18 protein-coding genes are annotated in these 17,202 nt (G+C 63.3%); 11 read left to right on the top strand and 7 right to left on the bottom strand.

Translation table 11 applies throughout. From position 1 onward, the window contains the following. Positions 1-2 precede the first annotated feature (2 nt). The 5 genes from AC0NIH_RS23240 (at position 3) to AC0NIH_RS23220 (ending at position 5,036) form a co-directional block, all read left to right on the top strand. Entirely contained in the window at positions 3-1,301 is a 1,299-nt protein-coding gene (locus AC0NIH_RS23240) for a vWA domain-containing protein (RefSeq protein ID WP_473465885.1), read from the top strand. After that, entirely contained in the window at positions 1,298-1,636 is a 339-nt protein-coding gene (locus tag AC0NIH_RS23235) for an XdhC family protein (RefSeq protein WP_023764193.1), read from the top strand. Before AC0NIH_RS23240 ends, AC0NIH_RS23235 begins: the two co-directional genes overlap by 4 nt. Before the next feature lie 6 nt (positions 1,637-1,642). Beyond that, positions 1,643-2,347 carry an XdhC family protein gene (locus tag AC0NIH_RS23230; RefSeq protein ID WP_473465882.1) on the top strand — a complete coding sequence of 235 codons (705 nt, stop codon included), beginning with the start codon at positions 1,643-1,645 and terminating at the stop codon, positions 2,345-2,347. Beyond that, entirely contained in the window at positions 2,344-3,954 is a 1,611-nt protein-coding gene (locus AC0NIH_RS23225; protein WP_473465879.1) for an NTP transferase domain-containing protein, read from the top strand. Before AC0NIH_RS23230 ends, AC0NIH_RS23225 begins: the two co-directional genes overlap by 4 nt. Positions 3,955-4,184: 230 nt before the next feature. Continuing rightward, positions 4,185-5,036 carry an alpha/beta hydrolase family protein gene (locus AC0NIH_RS23220; protein ID WP_473465876.1) on the top strand — a complete coding sequence of 284 codons (852 nt, stop codon included), beginning with the start codon at positions 4,185-4,187 and terminating at the stop codon, positions 5,034-5,036. 28 nt (positions 5,037-5,064) lie between these two features. On the opposite strand, the gene AC0NIH_RS23215 is transcribed toward AC0NIH_RS23220, so the two are convergent. Continuing rightward, positions 5,065-6,117, bottom strand: coding sequence for a DUF1176 domain-containing protein (locus AC0NIH_RS23215; RefSeq protein WP_473465874.1), 1,053 nt, complete (start codon positions 6,115-6,117; stop codon positions 5,065-5,067). A gap of 140 nt (positions 6,118-6,257) precedes the next feature. On the opposite strand from AC0NIH_RS23215, the gene AC0NIH_RS23210 reads away from it, so the two are divergent. Next, entirely contained in the window at positions 6,258-6,764 is a 507-nt protein-coding gene (locus tag AC0NIH_RS23210; protein ID WP_023764198.1) for a DUF1993 domain-containing protein, read from the top strand. 53 nt (positions 6,765-6,817) lie between these two features. On the opposite strand, the gene AC0NIH_RS23205 is transcribed toward AC0NIH_RS23210, so the two are convergent. Continuing rightward, positions 6,818-6,982: a hypothetical protein gene (locus AC0NIH_RS23205; protein WP_013895844.1), complete on the bottom strand. Its 165-nt coding sequence runs from the start codon at positions 6,980-6,982 to the stop codon at positions 6,818-6,820. A gap of 496 nt (positions 6,983-7,478) precedes the next feature. Here AC0NIH_RS23205 and AC0NIH_RS23200 point away from each other — a divergent pair, with 496 nt between their 5' ends. The 3 genes from AC0NIH_RS23200 to AC0NIH_RS23190 all read left to right on the top strand — a co-directional run bounded on the left by AC0NIH_RS23200 (position 7,479) and on the right by AC0NIH_RS23190 (position 10,403). Then, positions 7,479-7,898, top strand: coding sequence for a hypothetical protein (locus AC0NIH_RS23200; RefSeq protein WP_473465871.1), 420 nt, complete (start codon positions 7,479-7,481; stop codon positions 7,896-7,898). Between the two features lie 120 nt (positions 7,899-8,018). Beyond that, on the top strand, positions 8,019-9,086 hold the full coding sequence (locus AC0NIH_RS23195) for an aldo/keto reductase (RefSeq protein WP_473465868.1): 1,068 nt from the start codon (positions 8,019-8,021) through the stop codon (positions 9,084-9,086). Between the two features lie 48 nt (positions 9,087-9,134). Further along, positions 9,135-10,403 carry a cysteine desulfurase-like protein gene (locus tag AC0NIH_RS23190; RefSeq protein WP_473465865.1) on the top strand — a complete coding sequence of 423 codons (1,269 nt, stop codon included), beginning with the start codon at positions 9,135-9,137 and terminating at the stop codon, positions 10,401-10,403. A gap of 15 nt (positions 10,404-10,418) precedes the next feature. Here AC0NIH_RS23190 and AC0NIH_RS23185 read toward each other — a convergent pair whose 3' ends face one another. From AC0NIH_RS23185 to AC0NIH_RS23165, 5 genes are all read right to left on the bottom strand, one after another. Continuing rightward, a complete protein-coding gene (locus tag AC0NIH_RS23185; RefSeq protein ID WP_352711801.1) occupies positions 10,419-11,447 on the bottom strand; it encodes a histone deacetylase family protein in 1,029 nt (342 codons plus the stop codon). Beyond that, a complete protein-coding gene (locus AC0NIH_RS23180) occupies positions 11,444-11,947 on the bottom strand; it encodes a GNAT family N-acetyltransferase (RefSeq protein ID WP_473465862.1) in 504 nt (167 codons plus the stop codon). The genes AC0NIH_RS23185 and AC0NIH_RS23180 overlap by 4 nt, the downstream gene beginning before the upstream one ends. A 221-nt stretch (positions 11,948-12,168) precedes the next feature. Next, positions 12,169-13,098, bottom strand: a complete 930-nt coding sequence (gene kce / locus AC0NIH_RS23175) for a 3,5-dioxohexanoate:acetyl-CoA acetone transferase (protein WP_473465859.1) — start codon at positions 13,096-13,098, stop codon at positions 12,169-12,171. Positions 13,099-13,102: 4 nt separating this feature from the next. Beyond that, positions 13,103-14,488, bottom strand: coding sequence for an aminotransferase family protein (locus AC0NIH_RS23170; RefSeq protein WP_473465856.1), 1,386 nt, complete (start codon positions 14,486-14,488; stop codon positions 13,103-13,105). Position 14,489: 1 nt separating this feature from the next. Beyond that, a complete protein-coding gene (locus tag AC0NIH_RS23165) occupies positions 14,490-16,130 on the bottom strand; it encodes a N,N-dimethylformamidase beta subunit family domain-containing protein (protein WP_473465855.1) in 1,641 nt (546 codons plus the stop codon). Between the two features lie 157 nt (positions 16,131-16,287). Between AC0NIH_RS23165 and AC0NIH_RS23160 the strand changes: the two genes are divergently transcribed. Continuing rightward, a complete protein-coding gene (locus AC0NIH_RS23160) occupies positions 16,288-16,536 on the top strand; it encodes a ParB N-terminal domain-containing protein (RefSeq protein ID WP_008875526.1) in 249 nt (82 codons plus the stop codon). Between the two features lie 168 nt (positions 16,537-16,704). Beyond that, entirely contained in the window at positions 16,705-17,190 is a 486-nt protein-coding gene (locus AC0NIH_RS23155; RefSeq protein ID WP_473465853.1) for an SRPBCC family protein, read from the top strand. The last annotated feature ends 12 nt before the right edge of the window (positions 17,191-17,202 follow it).

Below are 17,202 nucleotides of genomic sequence, written 5' to 3'. Positions count from 1 at the left end.
CGATGCCGCGCCCCGAACCGAAAGAGGCGACAGCGGATGGCCGGATCGCCGACAACATCGTCTATTTCGCCCGCACCTTGCGCAAGGCCGGCATGCGCGTCGGGCCAGCCTCGGTCAAGGATGCCATCGAGGCGGTGCTCGTCGCCGGCATCGGTTCGCGCGATGATTTCTACTGGACGCTGCACGCCGTGCTGGTCTCGCGGCACGAGGATCACGCCATCTTCGACGAAGCTTTCCGGCTGTTCTGGAAATCGCGCGAGTTGATCGAGAAGATGCTGGCGATGTTTTCGCCGGTGGCGCCCGACGCCAGGGAGAAGCAGAAGCCGCGCGCGGCCGAGAACCGCGTCAGCCAGGCGATGTTCGAAGGCCACCAGAAGAACCAGCCGCCGCGGGAAATCCCCGAGATTGAGGTCGATGCCCGCTTCACTTTTTCCGGCAACGAGGTCTTGCGGGGCAAGGATTTCGCCCAGATGAACGCCGCCGAGATCGCCGACGCCAGGAAGGCGATCGCCGGGCTGCGTCTGCCCGTCGACATGGTGCGTATCAGGCGCTTCAAGGCCGATGCGTATGGCCGCCGTATCGACCCGCGCGCCATGATGCGTTCGGCCGCGCGCACCGGCGGCGAACTGATCCTGCCGAAATTCCGCTCGGCCCGTGAAGTCCATCCGCCGCTGGTGGTGCTGGCCGACATATCGGGCTCGATGAGCCAGTACACCCGCATCTTCCTGCATTTCCTGCATGCGTTGACCGAAAAGCGCCGGCGCGTGCACACTTTCGTTTTCGGCACGCGGCTGACCAATCTGACCAGGCAGATGCGCCACCGCGATCCCGATGCGGCACTTGCCGACTGTTCGGCGGCGGTCAAGGACTGGTCGGGCGGCACGCGCATCGGCGATACGCTGGCCGAGTTCAACCTGATTTGGTCGCGGCGCGTGCTGGGGCAGGGCGCGGTGGTGCTTTTGATCACCGACGGGCTGGAGCGCGACGATGTCGCCGGGCTTTCGGAGGAGATGGAGCGCCTGCACAAATCCTGCCGGCGGCTGATCTGGCTGAACCCGTTGCTGCGCTTTGACGGTTTTCAGGCGCGCGCCCGCGGCGTCAAGGCGATGCTGCCGCATGTCGACGAATTCCGTTCGGTGCACAATCTCGACGCGCTCGCCGACCTCTGCGCCTCGCTGGACAAGAAATCGGCGCTGTCGGTCGATCCGCGGCGATGGATGGATGCTGGCGAGAGGCATGCCGCACAACCATATGTTTTCCCTGTTCCCTGGAAAAACAGACCCTGTGAGAAGCAACTATGAGTGACAGTCTTTATCTCGATGAAGCCCGCGATCCGCTGATCATCGCCGAAGGTTGGATGAAGGACGGCAAGGATGTCGCTATCGCGACGGTGGTCGAGACCTGGGGTTCGGCGCCGCGCCCGGTCGGCAGCCACCTTGTCATCGATGCCGAAGGTAATTTCCACGGTTCGGTTTCGGGTGGCTGCGTCGAGGGCGCCGTGGTGACCGAGGCGATCGACGTCATCGGCTCCGGCAAGGCCAGGATGCTGGAATTCGGCGTTGCCGACGAGGCCGCCTGGCAGGTCGGCCTGTCCTGTGGCGGCCGCATCAAGGTGTATGTCGAGCGGTTAGGCTGATCTCAGATGGATCCATATACTCTAAAAACCTTGAATGCCGAGCGCCGCGCCCGCCGTGCGGCGATCCTCGTCACCGATCTTGGTGACGGCCGCGATCGTATCGTGCGAGAGGGCGACCACGTCGCCGGCGATCTCGGAACGGCGATCGCCAAGGCGTTTCGATCGGGCAATTCCGGTTCCGTCGAGGCGGAGGGGCGGACATTCTTTCTCAACGCGCATCTGCCGCAGCCGCGCCTGCTGGTCATTGGCGCCGTCCACATCAGCCAGGCGCTCGCCCCGATGGCACGGATTGCCGGCTATCCCCTGGAGATTATCGATCCGCGCACCGCCTTTGCCACGCCTGACCGCTTTCCCGATGTCGGCTTGCATGCGGAATGGCCCGAGGATGTGCTGACGCGCCAGCCGCTCGACAGCTATACGGCGCTCGCCGCCGTCACCCATGACCCCAAGATCGACGATTTCGCGCTCAAGGCCGCACTCGACGCCAAATGCTTCTATGTCGGGGCGCTTGGCAGCCGCAAGACCCATGCCAAGCGCGTCGAACGCCTGCTGGCGCTGGGCGCGAGCGCCGACCAGATCGCCCGCATCCATGCGCCGATCGGCCTCGATATCGGTGCCGCGAGCCCCGCCGAGATCGCCGTCGCCATTCTGGCGCAGACCATCCTTGCCTTCCGCTCGCGCGGCCTCGATGTAAAAGGTGCGGCAGCGTGAAATTCGGTCCAATTCCGATCGACGCGGCCGAAGGCGCGGTGCTGGCGCATGCCACCACCGCCGGCGAACGGCGGTTTCGCAAGGCGCACAGGCTGACCGCCGAAGACATCTCCATACTCAAGGGAGCCGGGATTTCGCAGGTCGTCGCGGCCGTGCTGGCCCCGGACGATCTGGGCGAGGACGCTGCGGCGCAAAGAATTGCCGAGTGCATGACATTCAGCGGCATCGAGGCGAGGTCCGCCGCCACGGGCCGCGTCAATCTCCACGCCAGGGCGGCCGGCATCTTCACGGTCAATGCCTCGATGATCGATGCCATCAACGCCGTCGATCCCGCCATCACCATTGCCACGCTGGCCCAGCACGCACCGGTCGAGAAAGGGCAGATGGTCGCGACTGTCAAGATCATCCCCTTCGCCGTCGCCTCCATTTTGGTCGACACAGTGACCAAACTCTGCGCCGGCGGCGAGATCTTTGCCGTCAATGTCTACCAGCCGGTGCGCGTCGCCGTCATCCAGACGGTCTTGCCGGGCACCAAGCCTGGCGTGCTCGACAAGACGCTGCGCGTCACCGAAGCGCGGTTGGCGCGCTCGGGTGGCCGGTTGACGGCGGAGCGCCGCACGCCGCATGAGATCGCGCCCGTGGCGGAGGCCGCGGCCGCGCTGGCGCGCGACAACGACATGGTGGTTATCTTCGGCGCCTCCGCGATGAGCGATTTCGCCGATGTCGTCCCGGCGGCGATCGAAAGGGCCGGCGGTACGGTGATCCGCGCGGGCATGCCGGTCGATCCCGGCAATCTTCTGGTGCTCGGCACGCTCCGCGGCAAGCGCGTCATCGGCGCGCCCGGCTGCGCCCGCAGCCCCAAGGAAAATGGCTTCGACTGGGTGCTTGACCGATTGGTCGCCGGCCTCGACGTCACCGCGCGCGACATCGCAGGTATGGGAGTCGGCGGGTTGCTGATGGAAATCCCGACCCGGCCGCAGCCGCGCGAACCGGTGCCGGCCAAGAACCAGCTCAAGGTCGCGACCGTGCTCCTGGCGGCAGGCCGGTCGAGCCGCATGGGCGGGCCGAACAAGCTGCTGGCGCTGTTCGACGGCAAGCCGCTGGTGCGCCGCACCACCGAGCGCGCGCTCGCCTCGAAGGCCGCGGGCACGATTGTCGTCACCGGCCATCAGCGCGAACGGGTGCGCGCGGCATTGTCGGGTCTCGATGTCACCTTCGCCGACAATCCCGATTTTGCCGATGGCCTGTCCACGTCCCTGAAAGCCGGGATCGCCTATCTGCCGCAAGACACTGCCGGCGTGATGATCGTTCTCGGAGACATGCCGGGTGTCGCGTCCGAAGATCTCGACCGGCTCATCGACGCATTCCGTCGGGCCGGAGCAAATTCCGTGGTCCGCGCCTCGCATCTTGGGAAGCGCGGCAACCCGGTGCTTCTGCCGCGCTCGCTATTCCCGGCCATCGCCCATCTCGAAGGCGATACCGGCGCACGCCATCTGGTCGAAGCCGAAGGGCTCGACGTCGTCGACGTCGAGATCGGCGAGGGGGCAGCGGTCGATGTCGACACCCGCGAGGCGCTGGAAGGCGCCGGCGGGGTGCTGCAGGATTGACAAACCCGAACTGAATTAAGCATGGCTTGGGGATGGCTATTCGTACCGTCGCACCCCCCTCTGGCCTGCCGGCCATCTCCCCCTCAAGGGGGGAGATTGGCAGCTTCCGCGTCGACACTCTTTCTCCAGCGGTGGTGATTGGCGAAAGCCGTGATGACATCCGATCTCCCCCCTTGAGGGGGAGATGGCCGGCAGGCCAGAGGGGGGCGTGCCGCGCTGTCCTAGCTGCCTTGCTTTTCTTGTTTTCTTCAGCCGCCAACGCCGACACGTTGTCCCTAAAACCCTTCAAGGATGATCTCTTCGCCTATCCGGCCGCGCTTTCCTCCGACACCAACGGTGCCTACACGGTCATCGACTATCGCGAAATGCGCGACATCAACCAGCGCGACGAGGTGCCGGAAAAGCGCGTGCATGCGCAGTACACCGACACCGGCGTGCGCAAGGTGCAGCAGGATCTGCTCCTGAGGACCGATGCCGGCGACGTCAGGCATGTCGCTGTCGGCAAGACTGAGGGTGCCGGCATCATCGTGCTTTACCTGCACGGGCAGGGCGGCAGTCGCAAGCAAGGCGTCGACGACTTCACCTTCGGCGGCAATTTCAACCGCCTCAAGAACCTGATGGCCGCCAATGGCGGCCTCTATCTCAGTCCCGATTTTCCCGATTTCGGCGACAAGGGCGCGGCACAGGTGGCGGCGCTGGTCGATCACTACGCCGAACAGTCGCCGGGCGCGAAGATCTTCGTCGCCTGCGGCTCGATGGGCGGTGCGCTGTGCTGGAAGCTCGCCGGACGCAACGATACCGGCCGGCGCATCGACGGGCTGCTGCTGCTTGGCTCGCTGTGGGACGACAGCTTTTTCGCCAGCCCTGCCTTCAAGCGCCGCGTGCCGGTCTTCTTCGGCCAGGGCAGCCATGACGTGGTCTTTCCCGTGGCAAGCCAGGAGACCTTCTTCCGTTCCATCATCGCCAAGTCGAAAGCCTATCCGACCCGGTTCGTCCGCTTCGAGACCGGCACCCATGGCACGCCGATCCGCATGGTCGACTGGCGCGGGACGCTCAACTGGATGCTGTCGAAGACGCCGTGATCGACGCGGGCTTGAAGCAGAGCGGCGCTCAGGGCGCGGTGTTGTAGTCGACGACCGTCTGCGGGTTCTCCTCGCCGTCATAGGATGCGTCGACGTCGTACTGGACCAGCGAGAAATTCCCGTTGCGGAACAGATAGGTTCCGGTGTCCGAGGCATCGCCGACGCCGCGCCACTTGTTGAACGTGGTGATCGTATGGGCATCCGGTTCATAGTCGGAATTGACCGCCCAGCCGCTGGTCTGGAAGCCGACGATGCTCATGCCCAGCAATTTGCCATCGCTGTCATTGTTCTCGTAGCGGATATCCATCTTGGGTTCGGCGAACTGCAATTGCTGCACGGCCGACAACTCGTCGGTCATGTAGTAGACCGAGCTTTCATTGTAGGCGGCGGCCGAGCAGGAAAAATGGAACAGCCGCGTCTCCTTGTCGGGATCTCCGGGCTGGGCATCCTTGTCCTTGTACTTGATCGAAAAGACCTCCGGCTCATTGGCCACGAGATCCTTGTCGCACTGGTCGCCATAGGTCGCCAGAAAAGCCTTCTTGGCCTGCTCGAGCGCGGTATCCTTCTTCGGCGGCGGCGGCCCGTCGCCGCAGCTAGGCGGCACGGCCTCCTCGAAATCGGCGGTGGAGGGCTTCAGCGCGCCCTTTTCGATGTGGATCGGGTCGAAAGGCGGCGCGGCCTGGATCTGGGCATTGACCTGGCGCAGTGTGTAGCAGCCGGCGAAAACCGTTTCGCCGCCGGTCTTGTCGGTGGCGCGGATGGCGATTGGGACGTTGTAGAAAATGCTGCCCGCGGCACCTTCGTCCGAGATCGCGCCGGTCTCGACCTCGACCTTGGCGGTGCCGTCATAGCCCTTGACGAAGCTGTCAAAATCCTTTGCCGGCTTTGCATCGCCGAAATAACTCCATGCGCGGGCGAATTCGTGCCGGTTGATGGCGCTGTAGAGCGAATGGATGACCGCCTCGGCGCTCGAACGATCATCGACATAGGGCGCTTCGGCGGCATCATCGGCGGCGAGGGCCGTTTGGCCAGTCGTGGCAAGGGAGAGAAGGGCAGTCGCTGCGAGAAGGGCGCGTCTCATCGGGAATCTCCGCTCGATAACGAAGATTCTACCATGGTGATTGCGGCGGCCTGGTGACGCTGCGTCGCCGGCGCTTGAAGAATCGAGCGCGAAGGCGCTACCTGCCGACCGCCGGCGTTCGGCCGGACGGGAGATTTGACGTGACGATATCGATGTATGAGGCATCCGTGCCCGTGTTTTCAGCCCGGCTGAAAGCACTTTCCAATGTGCTGGCATCAGCCGAACAGAATGCGCTTGACCGCAAGATCGACCCGCAGGTGTTTTTGACGGCGCGACTCGCGCCCGACATGTTCGCGCTGACCCGGCAGGTGCAGATCGCCACCGACCATGCCAAGGGCGCGCCGTCGCGGCTGGCCGGCCGCGAAGTGCCGAAATATGAAGACAATGAGGCAAGTTTTGCCGATCTCGAGGCGCGGATCGCCAAGACGCTCGCGCTTCTGGCAACGTTCTCGGCTGCCGATATCGATGGTTCGGACGACAAGATGATCGAGTTGAAGCTCGGCGGGCGCGAAACCACATTGGGCGGCATGCAGTATCTGCTGCATGTTGCCATGCCCAACTTTTACTTCCACCTCACCACCGCTTACGACATTCTTCGCCACAATGGCGTGCCGCTGGGCAAGTCGACATTCCTCGGATCGCGCTGAGGAATTGGACGTTGAGATGTCCCGGCCGATCCGGGACATCTCGCAATATGTATTTAGCGAATGGACATTTCGCGGGCGATGCGCGGAAAATCGGCGGGCTTGACGCCGATGTCGGCACGGTCGGCATTGCTCATCGAATGAAGCAGCGCGAGAGCCGCGCGATATCTCAGATGTTCCTGCGGGCGCGGCCGGGCGAACATTTCAGTGAAGAAACCCATGACTCAGGCTCCTGGTTGGTCCTCCACATCCGGCAATATAGATGAATCGTGACAATTGTGCAGTGCAGCATTTGCATGCCTGCCATGTCTGAATGATTTGCATAAAATATTTTTGGGCCCGGTGAAACTTTTGGGCGGCAAGACCCGTAGGCTTGAACGCTGGCACATGGCCAGTTTTTCCTCGCCAACTCCTTGCGAATTTCCGGGCTGCATGGAAAGTGCAGTCCGGCTTTTGTTTGAGCAGCTTTGCTCGGGCGGCAATCCTCGCAACGGCTAAATTCCTTAAGATCGGTGGCATGTATTTTTAACGAGCCGGTTCTATGGTCTGTAACCCAGACAGTCGGGCAAGTGGGAGGCTGACATCGCTACCAGCGCCAAGCGCGATTTCGCTTCGCTGCTCGACGACCTCTTCGTTGCGTCCGACAAGGGTGACGGCATCGGGGGTGACGGCATCGGGGGTGACGGCATCGGAGGCGACGGCATCGGAGGAGACGGCATGGAGGGCGACGGGGCCAGTGCGCGTCCATCCATTCCGTTCGATTATCTGTCTGTTGCCGATGAACTGCATTCCGGCCGTATCAAGGTGTCCGCGGCCGAATATCGTGAGGCGGGTACCGACCTGGCGAGCGAATTCGCTGCCTTGCTCGAACACGCCAAGCTCGCTCTGGCCGGCGAAGAACCAAAGCCCGAGGAGAAATTGCCGCCGATCGATCTTGAATCGATCGCGGTCGAACTGGGACTGGATCAGCCAAAGAGCATCGCCGATTTCGGCCGTATTCGCCGCGGCTTCGCCTTCGCCAACCATCCGGACCGTGTCGCCCCGCATCTGCGCCAGCGCGCCATGATCCGCATGCAGGTGGCCAACATGCTGATCGACGAAGCCAAGCGCCGCGCGGTGGCCGGCGCTCGCCGCTAGACAACCCCAACTCACGCAAAAGTCGGCCTGCCGAGGCTTGGAGAGCGCCGCCGCTTTCCCTATAGATGCTGACCTCATTCCCGCGCTGCCGCGCACGCTTTCCCTCGGAGCAGAAATTCCATGCACAAACGCCGTCTCGGTGGGACCGATCTCCTTGTTACCCAGATCTGCCTGGGTTCGATGACCTGGGGTCAGCAGAACACGGAAGCCGAGGGGCATGCTCAGATGGACCTCGCCTTCTCGCGTGGCGTCAATTTCATCGACACCGCTGAACTCTATCCGATCCCGCCGAAGGCCGAGACGCAAGGGCGGACCGAAAAGATCATCGGCAGCTGGATGAAGGCCAAGGGCAACCGCGACAAGGTGATCCTTGCCTCGAAGGTCGTCGGCCGCACCGCCAACAGCTGGTTTCGCGGCGACAGGCCGTCGCAACTGGTGCGCGCCGATATCCTTGACGCCATCGACAAATCGCTGGCCAAGCTCGGCACCGATTATCTGGACCTTTATCAAATTCATTGGCCGGAAAGGGACATTCCGTGGGGCGCCAACCCGACACGCGTCGGCGCCGTAGCGCGTCGTCCCGATGCGATCGGTGCGCCCGCGGACGAAACGCCGATAAAAGAGACGCTTGCCGTCTTCGAGGAACTGGTGAAGGCGGGAAAAATTCGCCATTTCGGCCTGTCGAACGAGAGTTCCTGGGGTGTGATGCGGTTCCTTGCCGAGGCCGACAAGGGCGTTGGTCCGCGCGTCGCTTCGATCCAGAACGCCTACAATCTGGTCAACCGCACCTTCGAGGTGAACCTCGCCGAGGTCTGCGAACGCGAAGGGGTTTCGTTGCTCGCCTATTCGCCGCTGGCACAGGGCTACCTCACCGGTAAATACGACCATGGCGCCCGCCCGCAAGGATCGCGCTCACAGCTGTTCAATCGTGGCCAGCGCTACGAGACGCCAAATGCCGCGGAGGTGCAACTCGAATACAATGAGTTGGCGCGTTCGTTTGGGCTGGAGCCGGCGCTGTTTGCCAATACCTATGTGTCGAGCCGGCCGTTCGTCACCTCGAACATCGTCGGCGCCACGACCATTTCGCAGTTGGAAATGGCGTTGTCCTCGGTGGATGTCGTCTGGACCGAAGAGATGCAGAAGGCGGTGGATGCGATCCATCAGCGGGTCGGCAATCCTTGTCCTTGATTGGTGCAAGGTACGGAATTAATCAGGAATAACAAAAGGGTGGAGACAATGGCGGACTTTCCGATCGAGGCGGTGCGAGCAAGATTCCCGGCTCTGTCCCTGACCGACAAAGGGCGTCGCCGCATCTATCTCGACAACCCCGCGGGCACGCAGGTGCCGCAGGCTGTCGCCGACGCGGTGTCGCGCTGCCTGCTCACCACCAACGCCAATCTCGGCGGCTATTTCGAAACGACGATCGCCGCTCAACAAGTCGTCGATGACGCGCATCAGGCAATGGCCGATTTCCTCGGTGCGCCGAGCCGCGAGGAAATCATCATCGGCGCCAACATGACGACGCTGACCTATCACATGTCGCGCACGCTCGGCCGCACCATGAAGCCCGGCGACGAGATCATCCTCACCCGCATGGACCATGAGGGCAATGTCTCGCCCTGGCTGCAGCTGGCCGAGGATCTTGGCCTCGTGGTGCGCTGGCTGCCCTTCGACGAAAAGAGCTGGCAGGTCGAGGAGGCGACGCTGAATGATCTGCTATCCGACAAGACGCGGCTGGTTGCATTGAACTATGCCAGCAACCTGACCGGTTCGATCAACCGGGTTAAGTCCCTGACTGCCATCGCAAAACAGGCCGGCGCGCTGGTCTATGTCGACGCCGTCCAGTTCGCGCCGCACGGCCTGATCGACGTGCAGGAACTCGGCTGCGATTTCCTGATCTGCTCGGCCTACAAATTCTTCGGCCCGCATATGGGCATATTGTGGGGACGGCTGGATATCATCGATGGCCTGAAGGCCTACAAATGCCGCTGCTCGTCCAATGGCCTGCCGGAGCGGTTCGAACTCGGCACGCCGCAGATCGAGCTGATGGCCGGTCTTACGGCGGCGGTCGATTATTTTGCTGACGTTGGAGCTTCGGCGGGCGAGGGCGGTTCGCGCAGGCAGAAGCTCGCGAGGGCGTTCGAAGCCTCCATTGCCTATGAAAACCGGCTGGCGCAGAGGCTGATCGATGGCCTGGCCGACATTTCAGGCCTGACTATCCACGGGATCACCGACCCGAAGCGGCTCGGAGATCGCGTACCGACAGTCTCCTTCACTGTTGACGGCATCGTTCCCGAAACCATCGTCCGGCAGATGAATGCCGAAAACATCTTCCTGTGGTCCGGCCATAACTACGCTTGGGAGATCGTCCACCAACTGGGCATTCCGGCCGAGCAAGGCGTCGTGCGCATCGGCATCGCACACTACAACACATCCGACGAGATCGACGAGACGCTGGAGAGCGTGCATCGGGTCGTCGCCATGCTTAGGCAGCAGCGATCCTAAAGCCGGTTTGAATTGTCACCGCGCCTTGCCGCCGAAACCGGTGAGGAAGGCGGTGAGATTGTCGCCGAGTGCGTCGCAGAGATAGCCGCCTTCCTGGACGATGACGCTCGGCAGGCCGCGCTCGGCGATCGCCTCGCCAATGCGCGAGAAGCCGGGCGTGGTCACCGAGAGACCGCCGAACGGATCGCCCTCGAACGCATCGAGGCCGAGCGCCACCACCAGCGCATCGGGCGAAAAGGCACGGATGCGCTGGAATGCGACCTCGAGCGCTTCGAGGAACGCCGCGTCGGCGGATTTGCGTGGCAGCGGCAGGTTGAAATTATAGCCGAGGCCCGGCCCTTCGCCACGCTCGTCGGCATGACCCCAGAAGAACGGATAGAAGCGTACCGGGTCGGCGTGCAGCGAAACGGTGAGCACATCGGGCCGTGCATAGAAGATGCCTTGCGTGCCGTTGCCGTGATGCAGGTCGACATCGAGGATTGCCACGCGGGCCGCGTTTCTGCGCAGAACCTGAGCCGCAACGGCCGAGTTGTTGATGAAGCAGAAGCCGCCGGCGACATCGGCAAAAGCGTGGTGGCCGGGCGGGCGGCACAGCGCATAGGCGGCCGGTGCGCCAGCCATCACCGTTTCGGCGGCTTCGACCGCGCTCCAGGCGCTCCACAGCGCGCTTTGCCATGTCTCGCCGGAGATCGGGCAAGCCGTATCGGCCATGTGATAGCCGGCCTGGCCGACCGCCGAGGCCGGATAGGAACCGTTGCGGGCGATCGGGTGGATATTGGGGATCACCTCGGCGGATGCGCCATCGATGCGTTGCCAGCGTTCAAAGATATGCTCGAGAAAGTCGAGATATTCGGGTGTATGCACCGCCGAAACAGGACCGAGCCCGTGATCGCGCGGCCGTTCGATCGCACAGCCTGCAGATTTTGCGCCGGCTAACAATCTCTCGACCCGTTCGGGTCTTTCCGGATTGGGCTGTGCGGCACCGCTGGAAAGAAAGGCCTTGGGGTCGTGGCGCTTCTGCTCCTGCGCATAAAAGGCTTTCATTCCTGCTCCCCATTTTCCGGCGCATCGGCGAAGGCGAAGAAGGCTTCACCAATGATCTTCTGCGTCTGTTCATAGCTCGACCAAGCAATGCCCAGCCTTTCATAGAAAGCCTTGGCGCCTTCATTGTCGGTGTCGACGGACAGTCTGAGATAGACCCCGCCTTCTTTCCGGCATTCAGCCGCGACGCGCCGCAACAGCCGCTCGCCGATCTTGCGGCCGCGAAACCGGTCCTCGACGTAGAGATCCTGCACATAGACGCCAGGCCGCCCCATCCAGGTCGAGAAGATCGGGAAATGCAGGCACAGCCCGGCGAATTCGTCGCCGACTTCGGCGATCAGTGTCGAGAAGGCGGGCTTTGCGCCGAAGCCCCAGGTTCTGAGATCTTCCGCCGTCGAGACGATTTCCTCGGGAGCGCCGATGTGGGTCCCGAGTTTCAGGATTGCCGCGTGTATGGTTTCGACGTCTTCGATGCGGCCGGGGCGGAGGAGGATTTTGGGCAAAACGGCAGTCACTGGAGGTACGGTGCCAAGGCGCCCCCCTCTGTCCTGCCGGACATCTCCCCCTCAAGTGGGGAGATTGGCCATCTTGATCTCGCCCACCATTCTAAACCGTTGGAAATTGGCGAAAGCCGAAATGGCATCCAATCTCCCCCCTTGAGGGGGAGATGTCCGGCAGGACAGAGGGGGGTAGGACTGGACGCCATCATCTCAGATCAATCGTCTCAAAACGCCACCCTATCCCCGCCCTTGAGCGCCAGCATGTGGCGCGCTTCGGCCGGTGTGGCAACTTCCAGCGACAGCCCGTCGAGAATGCCGCGGATGCGCCGCACCTGGTCGGCGTTGGATTTCGCCAGCTGGCGGCCATCATAGAGGCTGTCTTCCAGCCCGACGCGGACATTGCCGCCAATGACTGCCGCGATCGAGATCAGCGGCATCTGGTTGCGGCCGGCGGCCAGCACCGAAAACTGGTAGCTGTCGCCGAACAATTTGTCGGCGATGCGCTTCATGTGGATGAGATTGTCCGGGTCTGCGCCGATGCCGCCCAGGATGCCCAGCACGAACTGGATGAACAGCGGCCCCGACACCAGGCCCCGGTCGCGGAAATGCGCCAGCGAATAAAGGTGGCCGACGTCATAACACTCGAACTCGAAGCGCGTGCCGCAGCCTTTTCCGAGTCTTTCGAGCACGCCCTCCATGTCGGCGAAGGTGTTCTTGAAGATGGTGTCGCGGGTGGCTTCTAGCAGTTTCGGTTCCCATTCGTGCTGCCACTCCCGTGGTTTGTCCAGCATCGGGAACAGCGCGAAGTTCATCGAGCCCATGTTGAGCGAGCACATTTCGGGCTCGGCGCGGAGCGGCGCAGCCAGGCGTTGGTCGAGCGTCATCAGCGACGAGCCCCCGGTGGTGATGTTGATCACCGCGTCGGTTGCCTGCTTGATGCGCGGCAGGAACTGCATGAAGACGTCCGGATCGGCGGTCGGGCGGCCATCCCTGGGGTCGCGTGCGTGGAGGTGCAGGATCGAGGCCCCGGCTTCGGCCGCGGCGATGGCATCCGCCGCGATATGGTCCGGCGTCATCGGCAGGTAGGGCGACATCGACGGCGTATGCACCGAACCGGTGACCGCGCAGGTGATGATGACTTTTCGCGGCGCCATTCCCTTACCCCCGGCCTTCGACCGGCAGGTCGAGCTCGGAAGCCAGAACCTCCAGCGCATCACCGATGATGGAGACGATTTCGCCGACCTGTTCGCTGGTCACGATCATTGGCGGCGCGACCATGAAATTGTCGCCGTCGACGCCACCCTTGACCCTGCGGCCATAGATGATCAGCCCGCGTGCATAGGAAAGGTCGAGCAGCCGCTGCGTCGCTCTCTTGTCCTGGTCGATCGGCCGCAGCGTCTCTGGATCGGCGACCATCTCGGCGCCGGTGAGCAGACCCTTGCCGCGCACGTCGGCGATAAACGGGAAGCGCTTGGCAAGTCCCTTCAATCCGTCCATCAGCACATCGCCCATGGCAGCCGCATTGGCGATCAGGTCGAGCCGGTCCATTTCACCCAGAACCGCAAGGCCGGCGGCGCAGGCCAGCGGATTGCCGGCATAGGTGTGGCCATGCTGGAAGCCGCCGGAGGCGAGCAACGGCTGCACCAGCCGCATCGGTGCGGCGAGCGCGCCGAGCGGCGCGTAGCCCGAGCCCAGTCCCTTTGACAGCGCGATGATATCGGGCCTGCAGTTCCAGTGGTCGCCGCCGAGGAATTTGCCGGTGCGGCCGGCGCCACTCATCACTTCGTCATGGATGAGCAGGATGCCGTGGCGGTCGCAGATCTCGCGAATGCGGGCATAGTAGCTGTCCGGCGCCACCAGGGCTGCTGTGGCGGCACCCCCGATCGGCTCCATGATGAAGGCGACCACGCTTTCCGGCCCCTCGGCCAGGATCTTCTCCTCCAGCATGTCGGCATAGCGAACGCCGCGCTGCTCCATCGAAAGATTGTCGCGGTCGCGCCAGGCGGTCGGCGCCGGCACGGTCGGCATCGGCCGCATCATCGGCGCAAAGGTTTCGGACAGCGCATCGTCGCCGGTGATCGAGAGCGAACCCAGCGTGCCGCCATGGTAGGAGGGGAAGCGGGTGATCACCTTCCAGCGGCTGGCCTGTCCGGTGGCGACCGCCCATTGCCGCGCCAGCTTGATGCAGGATTCGGTCGCTTCCGAGCCGCCCGAGACAAAGAAAATGCGGTCCATGCCCTCCGGCAGTTTCCCCGCGAGTTCCCGCGCGAGTTCTTCCGCCGGCTCGTTCTCGAAATGCAGCCGATAGGCGAAGGTGGCGCGGTCCATCTGCCGCTTCATGGCATCGAGGACGTTGCGGTGGGAATGGCCGATATTGGCGACCATCGGCCCGCTCGATCCATCGATGAAGCGGCGGCCGTCCTGCGTCCACATGTAGATGCCCTCGGCGCGGTCGATCAGCGGTCGGCGCAAGCTGGAGAGATAGAACAGATGCGAGTCTCGCCGGACTTCAGTCGGTTGAGCGGCGGTCTGGACTTTCGACATGTCAGGACTTTCCGAGATAACGATCGAGGACATTTTTTGTGACGCGTTCGACCATCGGGTCTTGTCGTAGCAGGCCGGCAACCCATTCGCAGCTTCCGGCGTGGAACACCTCGCCCTTGCCGCGCGGAAAATTGACGATCATGCCGTTGCCGCGTTTGACTTTCTCCAGATTGGCGTCGCTGCCCTCGCCGAACAGCGTTTCGGCACTGAAGCGGCCATCCTCGTCGGTGAGGAACTGGTCCTCGATCGGGATATCGGCGCTTTCCTCGACCTGGGAGGCCATGCCGACGGCGAGAACCTGCAATCCATCCGGCGCGCCGCTGTGTGCGGTGGGGTAGGGCAGCCCGCCGCGTATCTCGAAGTCGAGCCCGTCCACCTCATAGCCATAGACGTGGCTGTCGGCGCCCAGCAGGTCGCCGTAGTAGATGCCGGCGCCGGCAAAGGCCCAATGCTCCGGTCGATAGACCGGGAAACCGCGCACGCCGCGCGGCGCGCAGCCGCCCCAGCCGGCATAAAGGCCACGGGTGGCATTCAGCCCGAAAGTCGCCGAGCCCGGCCGGCCGATTTCGGGCGCTTCCCAGGAGTTGGTGGCGCGGGTCACGTCGCCGCCGCGATAGGCGGGATCCTCGGCGCGGGCACGGTATTTGTAGCAGACCTGGCGGCGCCCCTCGTCCTCCAGCCGCGTCTGCCACATGAAATTGCCGGCAAAGCGCGCCGCGTGGCCACCGCGCTCCACATAATTGTCGACCGCGTCGCGCATTTCCCAGGTCCAGTACTCGTCATGGCCGACGAAGACGGCGCAGTCATAGCCGTCGAGGATGTCGGGCGAGAAATGCAGGTCGTGCTGGCTGGCGAGGTCGACGGCATAGCCGGCGCGCTCGGCGAAGCGGAAGAAATGGCTGTCGTAGCTGGCCCAACCCGACGAAGCGTATTTCTTCGAATGGCCGGTGGCGAGCGCCCATTCCATGTGAGGATAGCGCGGCACCGTCTTCGGCGGCACGGCGACTTCCAGCGGCACGCGCGGCGCATCCTTGGGCAGCATGACAAAGCCCCGGCACCAGGGGCGCTGCGTCGACACGATGGGCGAATACTGATTGCGGTCAGGTCCGGTGATGCCCTGATAGTGGTTGGAGCCGCCCCAGGTGTTGTAGGCGAGCCAGGTGCCCGTCGCCGCAACCTGCAGCACGCGGCCGGGCTTCTTGCCAGGTTGCGGGCTGACGATGAACAGATGGTGGCACTGGATCGGCTTGCCGTCGCGGCCGCTGGCGGTCAGCTTCACCCGATAGGCGCCGGACGGCCAGTCGCCGCCGATGCGAAATTCGAACGAAGCCTCCCAGCCGCAGCCCTCGGCCGAGCATTGGTCCGGACTGTCCTGCCAGCGTACCGCGATTCCCGATTTCTCGAACACTTTCGTCTCGGTGCAGCCGTCGCGGATGATCGTCATGCCGAAGGATGGAGCCGTCGAACTGACATGCAGCGTCACCGTCTCGCCGGCGCGATAGGAAAATCGGTCCGAGTAGCACCAGATCTCGCCGCGCTCGCCATCCATCCCAGGCCATTCGTAGTAGTGGCCGCGCACCGCGTGGCGGCGCTGCTCTGGCGTCAATCCGAAATCGGGGAATTCCGTGGGTAGATGGGTCATGAACACCGAAGAAGTGGCAAGCCGTCATTTCGGCGATCTGCAGGGCAAGCGTCAAATGGAAACGATCGGGCCAGCATTCGTTGGCCGCGCTCTTGGCCGCCGTTGCCAAAAAGACTATTTCCACAAACGGCGGCGTTTTTCCGCCACGGGGATCGGCATGCTCAGAGTGCAAAAGGTCAAGGTCGACGACATCTACGTGCCGACGGCGCGCAAGAAGACATTGCACCCCGAGACCGTCCGGCATCTCGCCGAGGACATATTGGAGAACGGCATGAAGACGCCGATCCAGGTCCGCCACGACGGCAAGCGCCATATACTGGTCGAAGGCCTGCATCGGCTCGAGGCCGCGAAGTGGCTCGGCGAAACCGAGATCGACGCCTATCTGGTGCAAGCCAAGCGCCACTGACACGGGCCGCTTTCCCGCCCACCCTCCAATCATACAAGCAGTGGCCAGATTTTCTCCAGTCGCCAGATTTTTTCACTGGCGGTGTCGGGTTGCGTTGCATCGGCTCGTCCTTGGGACGGAAGCCGGATCAACCCCCAGATCAAACAGATCAAACCCGAGGAGACCACCGTGGCCACCAAGCTCGACATTGCCCCCGACAACGACCGCGAACTGGTTCTTGCCCGCATCATCGATGCATCGCGCGACAGCGTCTATCGCTGCTGGACCGAGCCGAAGCTGGTCACGCAATGGTTCTCGCCAAAACCGTGGACGACGCCGCGCGCCGAGATGGATGTGCGCACCGGCGGCTCGACTCTGGTTGTCATGGCTAGCCCGGACGGCAATGAGTTTCCCAACCCCGGTGTCTTCCTGGAAGTCATTCCCGGCAAGAAGATCGTCTTCACCGATGCCTACACACAGGCTTGGAAGCCGTCGGAAAAGCCATTCATGACCGTCGTGCTGACCTTCGAGGACGAAGGCGATGGCAAGACCCGCTACATCGCGCGCGTCCGGCACTGGAGCGTCGCCGACCGCGAGCAGCACGAAGCGATGGGTTTTCATCAGGGTTGGGGCCAGTGCGCCGACCAGCTTGAAGGCCTCGCCAAGACGCTTTGACACCGACACGAC

It is taken from the genome of Mesorhizobium sp. WSM1386 (genome assembly GCF_055901595.1).
Note: the sequence above shows the minus strand (reverse complement) of the source record. Positions and strands in the feature narration are given on the sequence as shown.

What these genes read in the sequence shown, in the direction of transcription:
- AC0NIH_RS23160 (WP_008875526.1), top strand. Translation starts at nt 16,288, where the DNA reads ATGCTCAGAGTGCAAAAGGTCAAGGTCGACGACATCTACGTGCCGACG.
- kce (WP_473465859.1), bottom strand. Translation starts at nt 13,098, where the DNA reads ATGGCGCCGCGAAAAGTCATCATCACCTGCGCGGTCACCGGTTCGGTG.
- AC0NIH_RS23190 (WP_473465865.1), top strand. Translation starts at nt 9,135, where the DNA reads ATGGCGGACTTTCCGATCGAGGCGGTGCGAGCAAGATTCCCGGCTCTG.
- AC0NIH_RS23205 (WP_013895844.1), bottom strand. Translation starts at nt 6,982, where the DNA reads ATGGGTTTCTTCACTGAAATGTTCGCCCGGCCGCGCCCGCAGGAACAT.
- AC0NIH_RS23230 (WP_473465882.1), top strand. Translation starts at nt 1,643, where the DNA reads ATGGATCCATATACTCTAAAAACCTTGAATGCCGAGCGCCGCGCCCGC.
- AC0NIH_RS23235 (WP_023764193.1), top strand. Translation starts at nt 1,298, where the DNA reads ATGAGTGACAGTCTTTATCTCGATGAAGCCCGCGATCCGCTGATCATC.
- AC0NIH_RS23195 (WP_473465868.1), top strand. Translation starts at nt 8,019, where the DNA reads ATGCACAAACGCCGTCTCGGTGGGACCGATCTCCTTGTTACCCAGATC.
- AC0NIH_RS23185 (WP_352711801.1), bottom strand. Translation starts at nt 11,447, where the DNA reads ATGAAAGCCTTTTATGCGCAGGAGCAGAAGCGCCACGACCCCAAGGCC.
- AC0NIH_RS23215 (WP_473465874.1), bottom strand. Translation starts at nt 6,117, where the DNA reads ATGAGACGCGCCCTTCTCGCAGCGACTGCCCTTCTCTCCCTTGCCACG.
- AC0NIH_RS23165 (WP_473465855.1), bottom strand. Translation starts at nt 16,130, where the DNA reads ATGACCCATCTACCCACGGAATTCCCCGATTTCGGATTGACGCCAGAG.
- AC0NIH_RS23240 (WP_473465885.1), top strand. Translation starts at nt 3, where the DNA reads ATGCCGCGCCCCGAACCGAAAGAGGCGACAGCGGATGGCCGGATCGCC.
- AC0NIH_RS23200 (WP_473465871.1), top strand. Translation starts at nt 7,479, where the DNA reads ATGGAGGGCGACGGGGCCAGTGCGCGTCCATCCATTCCGTTCGATTAT.
- AC0NIH_RS23170 (WP_473465856.1), bottom strand. Translation starts at nt 14,488, where the DNA reads ATGTCGAAAGTCCAGACCGCCGCTCAACCGACTGAAGTCCGGCGAGAC.